The organism is Pseudomonas sp. SCA2728.1_7, assembly GCF_018138145.1.
GTDB classification, from domain to species: Bacteria; Pseudomonadota; Gammaproteobacteria; order Pseudomonadales; family Pseudomonadaceae; genus Aquipseudomonas; species Aquipseudomonas koreensis_A.
Map to the genome: position 1 here is coordinate 6664159 of NZ_CP073104.1, position 13444 is coordinate 6677602.

At 57.9% G+C, this 13444-nt stretch carries 14 protein-coding genes; 4 read left to right on the forward strand and 10 right to left on the reverse strand.

Going from position 1 to position 13444, the window contains the following annotated elements; all coding sequences use genetic code 11:
• Window positions 1-68: 68 nt before the first annotated feature.
• Window positions 69-1877: a monovalent cation:proton antiporter-2 (CPA2) family protein gene (locus KBP52_RS29835; RefSeq protein WP_212621594.1), complete on the reverse strand. Its 1809-nt coding sequence runs from the start codon at window positions 1875-1877 to the stop codon at window positions 69-71.
• Between the two features lie 249 nt (window positions 1878-2126).
• On the opposite strand from KBP52_RS29835, the gene KBP52_RS29840 reads away from it, so the two are divergent.
• On the forward strand, window positions 2127-3041 hold the full coding sequence (locus KBP52_RS29840; RefSeq protein ID WP_212621595.1) for a LysR family transcriptional regulator: 915 nt from the start codon (window positions 2127-2129) through the stop codon (window positions 3039-3041).
• On the opposite strand, the gene KBP52_RS29845 is transcribed toward KBP52_RS29840, so the two are convergent.
• Together KBP52_RS29845 and KBP52_RS29850 are read right to left on the reverse strand one after the other, a co-directional pair.
• Window positions 3031-3801 (reverse strand): substrate-binding domain-containing protein, encoded by a 771-nt coding sequence (locus KBP52_RS29845; RefSeq protein WP_212621596.1) that lies wholly within the window; start codon window positions 3799-3801, stop codon window positions 3031-3033. The genes KBP52_RS29840 and KBP52_RS29845 overlap by 11 nt on opposite strands.
• A 12-nt stretch (window positions 3802-3813) precedes the next feature.
• Entirely contained in the window at window positions 3814-5106 is a 1293-nt protein-coding gene (locus KBP52_RS29850) for an MFS transporter (RefSeq protein ID WP_077573511.1), read from the reverse strand.
• Window positions 5107-6091: 985 nt separating this feature from the next.
• Between KBP52_RS29850 and KBP52_RS29855 the strand changes: the two genes are divergently transcribed.
• Together KBP52_RS29855 and KBP52_RS29860 are read left to right on the forward strand one after the other, a co-directional pair.
• Window positions 6092-6397 carry an RcnB family protein gene (locus tag KBP52_RS29855; RefSeq protein ID WP_077573509.1) on the forward strand — a complete coding sequence of 102 codons (306 nt, stop codon included), beginning with the start codon at window positions 6092-6094 and terminating at the stop codon, window positions 6395-6397.
• Window positions 6398-6491: 94 nt separating this feature from the next.
• Window positions 6492-7616 (forward strand): hypothetical protein, encoded by a 1125-nt coding sequence (locus KBP52_RS29860; RefSeq protein ID WP_077573507.1) that lies wholly within the window; start codon window positions 6492-6494, stop codon window positions 7614-7616.
• An 8-nt stretch (window positions 7617-7624) separates the two neighbouring features.
• On the opposite strand, the gene KBP52_RS29865 is transcribed toward KBP52_RS29860, so the two are convergent.
• Window positions 7625-8692 carry a sensor domain-containing diguanylate cyclase gene (locus KBP52_RS29865; RefSeq protein ID WP_212621597.1) on the reverse strand — a complete coding sequence of 356 codons (1068 nt, stop codon included), beginning with the start codon at window positions 8690-8692 and terminating at the stop codon, window positions 7625-7627.
• A 163-nt stretch (window positions 8693-8855) separates the two neighbouring features.
• On the opposite strand from KBP52_RS29865, the gene KBP52_RS29870 reads away from it, so the two are divergent.
• Entirely contained in the window at window positions 8856-9194 is a 339-nt protein-coding gene (locus KBP52_RS29870) for an FKBP-type peptidyl-prolyl cis-trans isomerase (protein ID WP_053121462.1), read from the forward strand.
• Window positions 9195-9253: 59 nt separating this feature from the next.
• Here KBP52_RS29870 and KBP52_RS29875 read toward each other — a convergent pair whose 3' ends face one another.
• From KBP52_RS29875 to ftrA, 6 genes are all read right to left on the reverse strand, one after another.
• Window positions 9254-9589, reverse strand: a complete 336-nt coding sequence (locus KBP52_RS29875) for a hypothetical protein (RefSeq protein ID WP_212621598.1) — start codon at window positions 9587-9589, stop codon at window positions 9254-9256.
• A gap of 8 nt (window positions 9590-9597) precedes the next feature.
• The gene (locus KBP52_RS29880; RefSeq protein ID WP_180700142.1) at window positions 9598-9837 is read right to left on the reverse strand and encodes a pyocin S6 family toxin immunity protein; all 240 of its coding nucleotides are present in this window, start codon (window positions 9835-9837) and stop codon (window positions 9598-9600) included.
• A gap of 14 nt (window positions 9838-9851) precedes the next feature.
• Complete coding sequence (locus KBP52_RS29885; RefSeq protein ID WP_212621599.1) at window positions 9852-11072, reverse strand: colicin E3/pyocin S6 family cytotoxin; 1221 nt, start codon at window positions 11070-11072, stop codon at window positions 9852-9854.
• A 306-nt stretch (window positions 11073-11378) separates the two neighbouring features.
• Complete coding sequence (locus KBP52_RS29890; protein ID WP_116030089.1) at window positions 11379-11648, reverse strand: hypothetical protein; 270 nt, start codon at window positions 11646-11648, stop codon at window positions 11379-11381.
• Between the two features lie 2 nt (window positions 11649-11650).
• Entirely contained in the window at window positions 11651-12031 is a 381-nt protein-coding gene (locus tag KBP52_RS29895; protein WP_077573499.1) for a DUF6124 family protein, read from the reverse strand.
• A 437-nt stretch (window positions 12032-12468) separates the two neighbouring features.
• Window positions 12469-13443, reverse strand: a complete 975-nt coding sequence (gene ftrA / locus KBP52_RS29900) for a transcriptional regulator FtrA (protein ID WP_212621600.1) — start codon at window positions 13441-13443, stop codon at window positions 12469-12471.
• Window position 13444 lies beyond the last annotated feature (1 nt).

Here is a 13444-nt window from a genome sequence, read left to right on the forward strand (position 1 = left end):
GTAATGAATAAGTCGACTGACACACCGCCATCGCGAGCAGGCTCACTCCTACAGGTTTTGTGTGTGGCTCAGGATTTGCGCGATTCTTCTTCGAGTTGGTCCGATTCGAACAACCGCGCCAGTTCCGCCCGGGCTTCCTGGGCGGTTTGCAGGACTTTCGCCGCGTCATCGTAAATCGCGTGCTGCGCCTCCAGCACCTGTTCATCGTGGTGCTTGAAGCGCTTGATCCGCGCATCGGCCTGGGCCTGGGTCAAACCGAGGCCCACCAACGTACGCCGGCTCATTTCCAGGCTCGAATAATAAGTCTCACGAATCGCCTCCGCGCCAACATCCACCAAGCGGTGCACATGCTGACGGTTACGTGCCCGAGCGATGATCTTCATGTGCGGATAAAGCTTGCGCACCACCTCGGCGGTCTTGATGTTGGTGTCCGGATCGTCCGTGGCAATCACGAAATATTCCGCCTCGCCGACCTTGGCCGCATTGAGGATTTCCGGGCGCATCGGGTCGCCGTAGAACACCGGCACACCGCCGAAACTGCGCGACAGTTCAATGGTTTCCACCGAGGTGTCCAGTGCGACGAACTTGATGTTCTGCGCACGCAGAATCCGCGCGACGATCTGACCCATCCGGCCCATGCCGGCGATCACCACGCGTGGCGTGTCAGTGTCGATCTCACGGTATTTTTCCGGCACTTCCACCGGCTGCACTTTCGGGCTGACCAGCCGCGCGCAGAGCAACAGCAACAACGGCGTCACCGCCATGGACAAGGTGATGGTCAGCACCAGCAAGTCATACAAGCGCGGTTCGAACAGGCCCTGATCGCGACCGATCTTGAATACTACAAACGCAAATTCACCACCCGCCGCCAAGACGATACCGAGGCGAATCGCGCTGACCTTGTTCAAGCCACCGGCCAGACGCCCGACGACGAACAGCAGCGGCAGTTTCAAACCGATCAACAACAGCGTCAGCCCCAGCACGGTGATCGGCGCGCTGAGCAGCAAGCTGAGGTTGGCGCCCATGCCGACGCTGATGAAAAACAGCCCGAGCAGCAACCCTTTGAACGGCTCGATCTGCGCTTCCAGCTCATGGCGATATTCCGAATCCGCCAACAGCAAACCGGCAAGAAACGCGCCCAGCGCCATCGACACACCGACCAGATCCATCAACCACGCCGTGCCGATCACCACCAGCAACGCCGTGGCCGTCGACACTTCCGGCAAACCGGTTTTCGCCACCACGCGGAACACCGGACGCAGCAGATAGCGCCCACCGACCACGACCACGGCGATACCGCCGAGCACCTGCAAGGCGTGATTCAGGCCCTCGGCATTGCTGTTGTCCTGAGCACCACCGGCAAGCATCGGCACCAGCGCGATCAACGGGATCGCGGCGATGTCCTGAAACAGCAGAATCGCAAACGCCAGTCGCCCGTGTGGGCTGGTCAATTCTTTGCGCTCGGCCAGACTTTGCAGACCGAATGCCGTCGAGGAAAGGGCCAGACCGAGACCCAACACAATCGCGCTGTTCAATGGCTGGCCAAACACCGACAAGGCCAGCACGCCGATCACCGAAGCCGTCAACAGCACTTGCGCCAGACCGACGCCGAACACCGATTTGCGCATCACCCACAAACGTCGTGGCGACAGCTCAAGACCAATGATGAACAGCAGCAACACCACGCCCAGTTCGGAAATATGCGCGACGCTTTGCGGATTGCCGATCAGGCCCAACACCGACGGGCCGATAATCACGCCGGCAAACAGATAACCGAGCACGGCGCCCAATTGCAGACGTTTGGCCAAAGGCACGGTGAGCACGGCCGCGAACAGAAAGACGACGGCGGCTTGCAACAGATTGCCTTCATGGGGCATGAGGTTACTCCTGACAACGGTACGGCGGGGGGTGACAAGGATAAGGGCTGAATCGATTCAAGATCCACAGAAGATCCCTGTAGGAGTGAGCCTGCTCGCGATAGCGGTGTATCAGCCACACATGAGTCGACTGATCCACCGCTATCGCGAGCAGGCTCACTCCTACAGGGGATCTTAATCATTTCTGTAATATCTGGCATCAATTGGTTACATTCATAACCTCTGCGTATCAATCTCCCGAGTCCCGCCATGTCCATCAACTTCGACCTCAACGACCTGCAAGCCTTTCGCGCCGTGGTCGAGCAGGGCAGTTTCCGCAAGGCCGCCGACACCGTGCGCCTGTCGCAACCGGCGCTGAGCCGGCGCATCGAAAAGCTCGAAGACGCCCTCGGCGTCAAACTCTTCGAACGCACCACACGCAAGGTCAGCCTGACTCAGGCCGGGCGCGGTTTCATGCCCAGCGTCGAGCGTTTGCTCGATGATCTCGACGTCGCGTTATTGGGCATCAGCGAAGTCGCTTCGACGCGTCTGGGCCATGTCACCGTCGCCTGCGTGCCTTCGGCGGCGTACTACTTCATGCCGCGCGTGATCGCGCGCTATCACCAGCAATTCCCGCGCATCAAGGTCAAAGTGCTCGACTCCAGCGCGCACGATGTCTTGAGTGCAGTGGTCAATGGCGAGGCGGATTTCGGCTTGAGTTTTCTCGGCACGCAGGATGCCAAAGTCGAGTTCGAACCGCTTGTGCAGGAGTGCTACGTCGTCGCTTGTCGCCGCGATCATGCGTTGGCCGGGCGCAGCAGTGTGAGCTGGGACGAGTTCTATCAGCAGGATTACATCTCGCTGGACAAGACCTCCGGCAACCGCTTTCTGCTCGATCAGGCGTTGAGCAGCGTGGTGCCGCAGCGTTCGAGCATCTGCGAAACCCGGCATGTGACGACGATGATCGGACTGGTGGAGGCGGGGTTGGGCGTGGCGGCGGTGCCGCTGATGGCGATGCCCGGGCCGGATCATCCGATCCTGACGCGGGTGCCACTGACCGATCCGCAAGTGATGCGCAGTGTCGGCATCATCAAGCGCCGGGGTCGTACGCTGACCCCGGCGGCATTGGAACTGGAGCGGCTGGTGGTGGAAATGAAAGTCCAGCCGCCAATTGTCAGCGCTTGACCGAATCCAGTCCGGTGGCCTGCACGTCTGCTTGCGCGGCCGGCGCGGCGAGGTAAGCGAGCAGCGCTTTGGCTTCTTTCGGATGCTGCGCACCGACTGGAATCCCGGCGGCAAATCGCGTTACCGATTGCACCGATTCCGGAATCTTCGCGACGAAACTCACGCCCGGCACTGGCAGCAATTCGCTGACCTGCTGGAAGCCCAATTGGTAGTCGCCAGTGGCAACCACCGAGCCGACCGGGATTTTCGGGATCATTTTTGCCTTCGGTTTCAGCTGATCTTCAATGCCGAGTTTCTTGAACAACTGCTGCTCGATGTACACGCCGCTGGCGCTGTCGGAGTAGGCCACCGATTGTGCGTCGAGCAGGGTTTTCTTCAGGCCGTCGACACTGCTGATGTCCGGTTTCGGCGCGCCTTCGCGCACCACCAGGCCGATCCGCGAATCGGCCAGTTCCACGCGCGAAGCCGGGTCGACCTTGCCTTGCTTGATCAAGTCATCGAGGGCGTAGCCGACCATGATCACCACGTCGGCGTGTTCACCGCGCGCGAGGCGATTGGGGATCGCCTCCGGCGCCTTGCCCATCGACGGGCCGAGGCTGGTCGTCAGTGTGTTGCCGCTGGTGGCAGCGAATTTCGGCCCGAGAATCTTGTAGGCAGCGGTGAAACCGCCGGAGGTCATCACGTTCAATTCTTCGGCCTGGGCCGCGAGGTTGAACGCGAGACCGGCGAGCAGGGCGGTGACAGTAAACAGTTTTTTCATGGCGAGTTTTCCTCAGGCCGCGACAGGTTGCAGACGACCACCGGCACGGCGGTACAGATAAAGAGTGGCGCACAGGGCACACAGCGCACCGATGCTCATCCAGTAGCCCGGCGCGGCTTTGTCGCCGGTGTACTGAATCAGGAAGGTCGACATCGCCGGGGTGAAACCACCGAAAATCGCTGTGGCCAGGCTGTAGGCGAGGGAGAAACCGGCAACGCGAACCTCGACTGGCATGATCTCGGTGAGCGCCGGAATCATCGCGCCGTTGTACAAGCCGTAGATAAACGACAGCCACAACAGCGACAGCAGCATGTGGCTGAAGCTAGGCGCCTGCACCAGATACGACAGCGCCGGATAGGTCGTGGCCAGGGCCAGCAGCGACATGGCGATCAGCACCGGACGACGGCCGATACGGTCGGACAACAGGCCGCCAATCGGCAGCCAGAAGAAGTTCGACACACCGACCAGCAAGGTCACCAACAGCGCGTCCGAAGTACTCAGATGCAGCACGGTTTTACCGAAGGTCGGCGCGTACACGGTGATCAGGTAAAACGCGGTGGTGGTCAGCGCGACCATCAACATGCCGCCAAGTACCACGCCCCAGTTCTGGCCGAGGGTGCGGAACACTTCGCCCATGCTCGGGCGGTGTTTGCGTGCGGCGAACTCTTCGGTTTCCGCCAGGTTACGGCGCAGGAAAAAGATGAACGGCACGATCATGCAGCCGACGAAAAACGGAATCCGCCAGCCCCAATCGGCCACTACCTCCGGCGCCATCCACGCGTTCAAGGCGTAGCCCAACGCGGCGGCGACAATGATTGCCACTTGCTGACTGGCCGACTGCCAAGCGGTGAAGAAACCTTTGCGACCCGGCGTGGCGATCTCGGCGAGATACACCGACACTCCGCCCAATTCCGCACCGGCCGAGAACCCTTGCAGCAAGCGTCCGATCAATACCAGCGCTGGCGCAAACAGGCCGATACTTTCGTAACCGGGCACCAGCACAATCAATATTGTGCCGCTCGCCATGATCGACAGCGTGACGATCAAACCTTTACGCCGGCCGACATCATCGATGTACGCACCGAGCACAATGGCGCCCAGCGGACGCATCAAGAAGCCTGCGCCGAATACGGCAAATGTCATCATCAGAGAGGCGAATTCACTGCTCGCCGGGAAAAACACCGCCGCGATCTGCGTGGCGTAGAAGCCGAACAGAAAGAAATCGAACTGTTCGAGGAAGTTGCCCGAGGTCACCCGGAAAATGGCGCCGGCCCGCGAGCCGTTGTGTGGGATTGAGGCTGTCATAGAAAAGTACTCCACCGCTTTTATGACGTGCGCGACGGGAGGGCGGCGCACGGTTTTTATTGAGGCGGATGGTGGCGCAGATGTAACAATCTGTTAATTGCATTGTTGGCATGGATTGATGTTCAGGGCGGATCAATGGTTTTTTTGGGGACACATGCATTGCTGCGCTAACGGCTGCTTATGGTTTCGACTGACGGCGACGTCGCCGGTGAGAAAAGATCAAGGGCACTCGAGCTGGCGCTCATTGTAATGAGTGGTTAAAAGCGGGCGCATGGCTTTGGATTGGTGGGGTGGCTACCCCTCACCCCAGCCCTCTCCCGAGGGAGAGGGAGCCGATTTCGGTTGGTTTTGAAACTTGCATTCGGCTCGGTATCGCACATCGGCGCACTTCTGCCAAACACCTCGGTCAGTCCCCTCTCCCGAGGGAGAGGGAGCCGATTTCGGTTGGTTTTGAAACGTGCATTCGACTCGGTATCGCACATCGGCGCACTTCTGCCAAACACCTCGGTCAGTCCCCTCTCCCGAGGGAGAGGGAGCCGATTTCGGTTGGTTTTGAAACGTGCATTCGACTCGGTATCGCATATCGGCGCACTTCTGCCAAACACCTCGGTCAGTGCCCTCTCCCGAGGGAGAGGGAGCCGATTTCGGTTGGTTTTGAAACTTGCATTCGGCTCGGTATCGCACATCGGCGCACTTCTGCCAAACACCTCGGTCAGTCCCCTCTCCCGAGGGAGAGGGAGCCGATTTCGGTTGGTTTTGAAACTTGCATTCGGCTCGGTATCGCACGTCGGCGCACTTCTGCAAAACACCTCGGTCAGTCCCCTCTCCCTCCGGGAGAGGGCTAGGGTGAGGGGCTCTTGATTTTGCTTTTGTCTCCAGGACACCCAAATTTCAATGACCTCTAGCGCCCACCCCCGGCAAAAAAGGAATGATTCCCGCCCCACGCAGTCGGAGTTGAGGTACTACCAATTCAGGAGGTTCACCGATGAACAGCAAAACCCTAATCGCCAGCCTGGCCCTCGTCGCCGGCATTGCCGGGATCAGCCCACTTGTTCAAGCGGCGCAAACCTCAAATGAACAGGCCGTGCAATCCCCGGTCAGCGACCGCGAACTGAAGGTCAACGACCGCGCCCCGGATATTTATCAGCGCAGTGAAAAAGCCATCGACTGGAAAACCAAGGGCCTGAAAAAACCTGTTGAGCAGGCGCAGTGGGTACAGATCAATGACCAGTACGTCATGGTGATGATCACCAACGGGACGATTGTCGAGATGAAACCGGTCGAGCGCTAGAAAATACCAGCCAGCAAGAGCTATGCGAGACTTGCTTTACCAACGATTTCTGTCGCTTAATCGAGCCAAAGGAATGGCTCACTAAGGACAGTTAATGTTTATTACATCCGCTAGCCCGGAAGATGTACTCCGTTGGTTCAAGAATGCCGACCATGGCCAAGAAGTTCTGTGCTTGCTGTTGGCAAACGAGAGCAGTGTTGCCGCCAGCACCAGTAAAGATGGAAGCGGCCTGCTTTCCTTAATAAAAAATTACTCCAGAACCAACGTCGCCTTGGGCAGTCGTATCGCATTTCTCGTTTTTCATGCTCAAGCGGAAAAAATGTTGGAGCTGCCAGGAGCCAGGAGTACGCGCAAGATATTTTTCGCCGATAACCTGTTAGCGCCTGAGAGTCACGTCACATTACCTCTGAGTGAGGTGCCTGTTTTCAAAGATGTCAGTGAAGACGATTTTGCCCGTCGCATGATCCTTGCCGAAGAGACCGCCGAGTCAACCTTGCAACTGGACGCCAGTTTCGTTGAACTGCTAGGGATTGACGCGCAAAGCTTGCCCGCCATCTGTACTTTTGTCCGGGGTATTGATGACGTGGCAGTCAAGTCGTTGCCCGCTCAATGGACGCAAAAGGAAGTGCAGGAGTATTTCCATGCGCTACAGGCATTTTTGGACGTGCTGGATGCAACTCCGCTTCCACCGCCGATGGGGGGTATCGAACAGGCTTATGGGCATCTAGCCGATTTGATCGTTTCCATCGAGGCCAACAAGAGGAAAATCGACAAGGTCTTGCTGGCGCTCGCCAAACATTCCAGTTTGCCGGATTCGGAGCAGCGATTGGTCGACGGTTTTATCAAAGAACAGAGCGGGACAACAGAAGCTCTCCATGCGCTTTTCTCCCAATTGCCATCCATCGATTTTTCGCTTGCGAGCCAAGAGTCGCGACGACTCAAATGTTTGCGATTGGCGGAGAGTATTGATAGCGCGCTGGAATTACTTCGTGCTTACCACGTTGACCGTTTTAATGAGACCGAAGAGCTACAACTGGAAAGAATCGAAAGGCGCCAGGCTCAACTTTCGGAGTTTGTTCATAAACTTGCTGCTAAGCGTACACGTACAACACTGGGCGCCCCGCGTGCGCTTCCAGCAGGTTTCTGGACGGCATTGGGGCGGGCTAAAGACATATTGGATATCACCAAAACATTGTCGGAACTCCTGAAACCCTCATAACCCCAGTATCAGGCTCTGATGTTTTCAACCTGATGCCCCAACCGATACTGATTATTGCCACTGCGCTTGGCCTCATACATCGCCAGATCGGCAATGTGCAGCAGGCGATCCATAGCCGTCGCATGATCCGGAAACACCGCCACGCCAAGGCTGGTACCGATATGGCGCTGGTCGTTGCCGATGCTGATCGGTGGCGACAGTTCGATGAAGATTTTCTGGCAGATGCGGCGGGCTTCGTCCTGCAAACTCACGCTCGGCGCCAGGCCTTGCAGGATCACCACGAACTCATCGCCGCCAATGCGCGCGACGGTGTCAGTGGCGCGCAAGATGCGCTTCAACCGTGTTGCCGTGGTGATCAGCACCCGGTCACCGGCGGCATGGCCGTAGCGATCATTGATGGTTTTGAAGCCGTTGAGATCGACGAACACCAGTGCGACGCGGGTCTCGGTCTGCCGCGCGTGGTCCAGCGCTTCGGACAAGCGTTGTTCCAGCACCAGGCGATTGGGCAGGCCGGTCAGCGGATCGAAGTGGGCGAGGTGTTGCAGGTAGCTGGCCGAGGCTTTTTCTTCGGTGATGTCGCGCACCACGCCCATCATCTTCACCACCGCGTCGTGGTCGTTGCGCACCACGTTGCCGGTTTCCCGTAGCCAGCGAATCGTGCCGTCGGGCCAGACCACGCGGTATTCCTCATCGTGGTTTTCGCCGGTCTCCAGGCAACGCAGTTCGCCCTCGCGCACCTTGATGCGGTCGTCCGGATGGACGCAGGAACAGAACAGCGCATAGGACGGCGTGATCTCGCCGATCTTGAAGCCGAACATGCCGTAAATCGCATCCGACCAGTACAGCCGATCCGTGTCGACTTCCCAATCCCAAGTGCCAATGCGCGCAAAGTACTGGCTGCGCTTGAAGCGCTCGACGTCGCCGTCCTGCTGAATGTGTTGGCCATCGGCGGCCCGCCTCAGCAGATCCCGGTACTGCGCGAGCTGCCTGCGCAAACCGCGTTCGCGCCACAGCAGCAGAACGATAATGGCGAGCATGATCGCGCCGACGGCAAGGCTGATCCAGAACAGAGTCATTCGGGCGCTGCCAGCATGGCGAATCGATCCGTAGAGTAGTGGCGGTTGGCTATGTTAATGCTTCAATACTCGGTTCGGATACCATGTTGATCTGCGCTGGCAGGTTGCCAATCCCCGGCATTTCTGGGAAAACGGCGGCCGGCTGAACAATAGAGTGAATGTTATGAATGATGAACTGCAGGTAATCGATCTTCAGGTCGGCGAAGGCAAGGCCGCCGTCAAAGGCGCGCTGATCACCACCCAATACACCGGCTGGCTGGAAGACGGCAGCGAGTTCGATTCTTCCTACAGCCGTGGCAAACCTTTTCAGTGCGTGATTGGCACCGGACGGGTGATCAAGGGCTGGGATCAGGGCTTGATGGGGATGCAGGTGGGGGGCAAGCGCAAATTGCTGGTGCCGGCGCATTTGGGGTACGGCGAACGGACGATGGGCAAGATCCCGCCGAATTCGAATCTGGTGTTTGAGATTGAGTTGTTGGAAGTGTTGACGCGGGAGGATTGAGGTGGAGGGCGTCGATTTGGATGAAGTCCGTTACTTCATCCAAATACCGTCAGGGTGGATCAGGTGAATACGTCTATATCGTCAAGCGCGTCTTCGATGATTCCTTGCAGTGAAGGGTGCGTTCGCCTAGCTGACTCAAGTGCCAAAAAAACAGTTTCTGTATCCACTTCGCCATGTCGGCGAGCGATGTGCCCGAGTGCAGTCGCCGCAGCGGCCACAATTGCTTCGGTTTTGCTGGTGATGTGTTTCAGGCAGATGTCCTGAGCCCAGTTTCTGTCGGTTTCATTTAGGCCAATGGATACGAGTGCGGCGATTACGTTTGCATCTATGCCGCTGGAAAGTAGGCGGACGGCCTCTTCGTGGTTTATCGATGGGTTTTGGTAGATGAGGCTCATTGCCGAAGTTAACCCCTGATGCCGATAAAAAGATCGAGTTCCGCTGGCAGTTGTTCGTTAACCGCCATGCCGATTTTTTGAGCTTGATCCAGTGTCAGCAGCCACTCGCCGTCGGGACTTTCGTCAAGGCTTTTCCAACCCATTGCAGCCAGAACTGCCGGTTCAAATTTCGACCCAACTGTAAGTTGGTATTTTAAGGTGTCGTCTTCGTCGTCACCCTTTAAGAAACCGCTAATCCATAAAAACATCTGTAGCCTCCTGTTTACTTCGGGGTTGATCTTTCGGGGTCTGCGGGATCGATTTGTTCCCCGGTCTCATGGTTAAACTCGCCAAGATGCTTGCCTTGCTTGTTATAAAGCTCGATAGCACCGGTTTTACTGTCCCATTCAAAGATCCGGCCTTTTCTATCCTTCCATCGGCTGCGTCTACCGCCTCCACCTTGAACACTGCTTTTGGATTTGACAGGAAAAGCATCCGGGAATGCGGGAAGTGTTGCGGGAGGTCTGTGGTACTTGATATCGCCGCCGAGAGCGCGCCTTGAAATCACAACATACAGGGGCGACACCCCGGAGTCAGCCGGAAAAACCAGGATGAAATCGTGGTATTCAGGCGGGTAAACCGGATTAACGATGATCTTGTCTGCTTGCTCAGTCGGCGGGTAAATCCAGATCTGGGGTATTTGCGGTGCGCCTTCCAGCGGTGGAATTACCGTTGTCTTGGTGGGGTCTACGGCGGGTGTCCAGATCAATTTTGCGCCATTACCGAAATCTGCGACTTGCTGGGTGCCTTGCTTCACGAACCGTACGACAGGAATCATCTCCCAATCGCTGCGCGTCTGGGTGTTGTACCCATATCCTTTCAAGGTGCCGTCGGCTTGTTGTTCTAAACGCAATCGGACACGAGTGCGACCTTTCTCAAGCGATTTAAGTTGTTCTTCTGTGTATAGCGAGCTGTCGCCCAAACTCGAAGGCCAAAGCAGAGCAACAATGCCGAGCAATGCACCAGCGACAACACCTCCCGTCACTGCACTTGCACCACTCACCGCACTTGCGCCTGGGCTTGCAGTGGTAGTCGTAGCTAATAGAAGCGTTCCTGCCTCAGCAGGAAAATTACGGCCTCCTACTTTTTTTAGCGGAATGTTCCCAGCAGTGTCTCGCTCGCGGCCGCCCAAAAAAGACAACTCTCCAAAATCAGCCAACTTCTCGACCGGAATAAATCCGGTACTACTGACATGGTTGATTACACCATCCGGAAGCTGGCAGCTTTTAGCGAACACGCAACCTTTTGCATCGGGCATAGGCTGTTGTGGTTGTTTGATTAGGCTATTTTCGTAGGCTTGCTGTCTGGCAAGCATATCGTCATAGGCGGTTTGTCTAGCTTCCCGCTCTGCCAACTCGCTGTCGGTCATATAGCGGCTAGTGATGTGGTGTCCGTCACCGGCCGGTGGGTTTTGAACCCGAGGTCTGTCTGTCTTTCGCGCCATGAGCGTCCTTGTTCTTTCGTCAGAAAACGATGCGGACGCTAAATGAATGGACGTTTGATGGATGTAGGACGGGTCTGAAATAGCGACAGTTGTTACAAGTGTAAAAAATCAGGATTGGTACATCGGCAGGTACGCCAACTCGCTCGGGCCTTCCTATGGTCTGGTTTTCAGATATTTGTTAGCAGAAAGAACGCCATCGCGAGCAGGCTCACTCCTACAGTTGATCGCGGATGCTCATGGGATTTGAGTACACCGCAGATCTAGTGTGGGAGCGAGCCTGCTCGCGAAGAACGATCACGCGGTCAATCAGGCTGCGTGCGCCATTTCGGCCAGGGTGTCGGCCACGGTTCTTTGCAGTGAGGGGAACCGGCGTGTCACGCGGCGCAGTGCGGGTAGCACGGCGTCGATTTCCAGTTCATCGAGTTGGGGAAGGACGGTGACGGCGGAGGCGACGATGGATTCGCGTTCGCTTTCGAACAGCACCAGGCAGGCGTTCTGTGCCCAGCGTCCGTCGCGCTCGTTGAAGCCCATGGCCACCAGTGCCGCGACGACTTGTGCATCTGTTTTATTGGACATGTTTATTGCCTCAGGGCGGGTTCGATTTTGTCGAGGGCGCGGTTCACCGCGAGTTCGCCGAGCATGACCACTTGCTGGATGCCGAGCACGGTGTTGCGGTAGGGCGAGTCGAGCAGGGCGGCGAAGTCGCTGAGCATGACGCTGGCCGAAGCCATGGATTCGCAGGCGTGGGCCATGAGGTCTTCGGCGCCGGTGTTGGGGTCGACGAGGAACATGGTGCTGGGTCTGCGCGGTGGCGCTGGGGGTGTGGGTTTCAGGTAATGGTCGAGGGCGCGCTCGGCGGCTTCGTGGAGTTTTCTGGAGCCCGGTTCGGAGTAGGGGGACGTTGGATTTGGATCGATTTCCGCGTCTGTTTCGGGCGGATTTGGCGTTATTTTGAACATGGTGTAGGTTTCCTAATTGATGCCGACACCACCTCGCGACTAAACGAAAAGGTGGCAGCTGTACGCAGGTTAGTCGACCGGTAAACCCACCAAAACCGGCGCACCCGAAGGCGCCCTGCGCACAGCTACCATTGAGTGAGGTATCGAAATACCTACTGTCTGGAACGTTGTGCAGTTTAAGTGGATTACCGAGCGACTAAACCCGATCACTGAACATTCAGTGATGCGAACCAAGTTACCGGCAGCTCCCAAGCCGCACAAGCCGGCGGATTCTGGCGTAGTTGTAGGCAAAGGCGCAAGGCGCTGTAGCCTTGTGGCTGATGTCTAAATGATGCTGCGTTTTACCCGGCGCTTTCGCGAGCAAGCTCGCTCCCACAGGGGAACGCATTCCAAACTGTGGGAGCGAGCCTGCTCGCGAAGGCGCCTTCAAAACCACCTCAGGATTCAACCCTCACACCCCGCCCAAACCGCTCCCGATACACCGACGGCGGCACACCCACCACGCCACGAAACGCCACACGAAAACTCTCCACCGACCGATAACCGCAACGCTCGGCAATCTGCTCGGTATTGTCCGGCGTACTCTCCAGCAACTCCCGCGCCCGCGCCAACCGTTCATGCTGCAGCCACGCCTTCGGCGACTGCCCACTGGCCTCGGTAAATCGCCGCAGAAACGTCCGCTCACTCATCGCCGCTTCACTGGCCAGATCGCGTACTTCCAGTGGTTCATGCAAACGCTCACGCGCCCACTGCATCACCCGCGACAAGTCGTTGCGCGGCGTCGGGCTAACCGGGGTCGGAATGAACTGCGCCTGACCGCCGGTGCGTTGCGGCGACATCACCAGGCGCCGCGCCACCGAGTTGGCGACTTGCGTGCCGAAGTCCCGCGCCACCAGATGCAGGCAGGCATCGATCCCCGCAGCGCTGCCGGCCGAGGTGATCAACTGACCGGAATCGACGTAAAGCACATCCGGATCGACCGCAATTGCCGGGAAGCGTTGCGCCAGTTCCGCCGTGTAACGCCAATGCGTGGTGGCGCCGTGGCCGTCGAGCAAGCCGGTGGCCGCCAGCACAAATACACCGGAGCAGATCGACAGCAACCGCGCACCCCGGGCATGGGCCTGGCGCAGCGCGTCGATCAATGCTGGAGGCACCGCTGCGTTGCGATCGCGCCAGCCGGGAATGATGATGGTGCGCGCCTCAGCCAACAATTCCAGGCCGCCATCGGCCAGCACTTGAATGCCGCCCAAGGCGCGCATTGGGCCTTGATCGACCGCCGCAATGGCGTGGGTGTACCACGGGAAATCGAACTCCGGCCGGGTCAGGCCGAAGACCTCAACGGCGATGCCGAACTCGAATGTGCAGAGGCCGTCGTAGGCCAGAATCGCAACCAGACCTGGTGATGTCGGCATT

Bases quoted from the DNA above. Each gene is read 5' to 3' on its own strand.
- KBP52_RS29835 (WP_212621594.1), bottom strand. From the start codon at position 1,877: ATGCCCCATGAAGGCAATCTGTTGCAAGCCGCCGTCGTCTTTCTGTTC.
- KBP52_RS29840 (WP_212621595.1), top strand. From the start codon at position 2,127: ATGTCCATCAACTTCGACCTCAACGACCTGCAAGCCTTTCGCGCCGTG.
- KBP52_RS29845 (WP_212621596.1), bottom strand. From the start codon at position 3,801: ATGAAAAAACTGTTTACTGTCACCGCCCTGCTCGCCGGTCTCGCGTTC.
- KBP52_RS29850 (WP_077573511.1), bottom strand. From the start codon at position 5,106: ATGACAGCCTCAATCCCACACAACGGCTCGCGGGCCGGCGCCATTTTC.
- KBP52_RS29855 (WP_077573509.1), top strand. From the start codon at position 6,092: ATGAACAGCAAAACCCTAATCGCCAGCCTGGCCCTCGTCGCCGGCATT.
- KBP52_RS29860 (WP_077573507.1), top strand. From the start codon at position 6,492: ATGTTTATTACATCCGCTAGCCCGGAAGATGTACTCCGTTGGTTCAAG.
- KBP52_RS29865 (WP_212621597.1), bottom strand. From the start codon at position 8,692: ATGACTCTGTTCTGGATCAGCCTTGCCGTCGGCGCGATCATGCTCGCC.
- KBP52_RS29870 (WP_053121462.1), top strand. From the start codon at position 8,856: ATGAATGATGAACTGCAGGTAATCGATCTTCAGGTCGGCGAAGGCAAG.
- KBP52_RS29875 (WP_212621598.1), bottom strand. From the start codon at position 9,589: ATGAGCCTCATCTACCAAAACCCATCGATAAACCACGAAGAGGCCGTC.
- KBP52_RS29880 (WP_180700142.1), bottom strand. From the start codon at position 9,837: ATGTTTTTATGGATTAGCGGTTTCTTAAAGGGTGACGACGAAGACGAC.
- KBP52_RS29885 (WP_212621599.1), bottom strand. From the start codon at position 11,072: ATGGCGCGAAAGACAGACAGACCTCGGGTTCAAAACCCACCGGCCGGT.
- KBP52_RS29890 (WP_116030089.1), bottom strand. From the start codon at position 11,648: ATGTCCAATAAAACAGATGCACAAGTCGTCGCGGCACTGGTGGCCATG.
- KBP52_RS29895 (WP_077573499.1), bottom strand. From the start codon at position 12,031: ATGTTCAAAATAACGCCAAATCCGCCCGAAACAGACGCGGAAATCGAT.
- ftrA (WP_212621600.1), bottom strand. From the start codon at position 13,443: ATGCCGACATCACCAGGTCTGGTTGCGATTCTGGCCTACGACGGCCTC.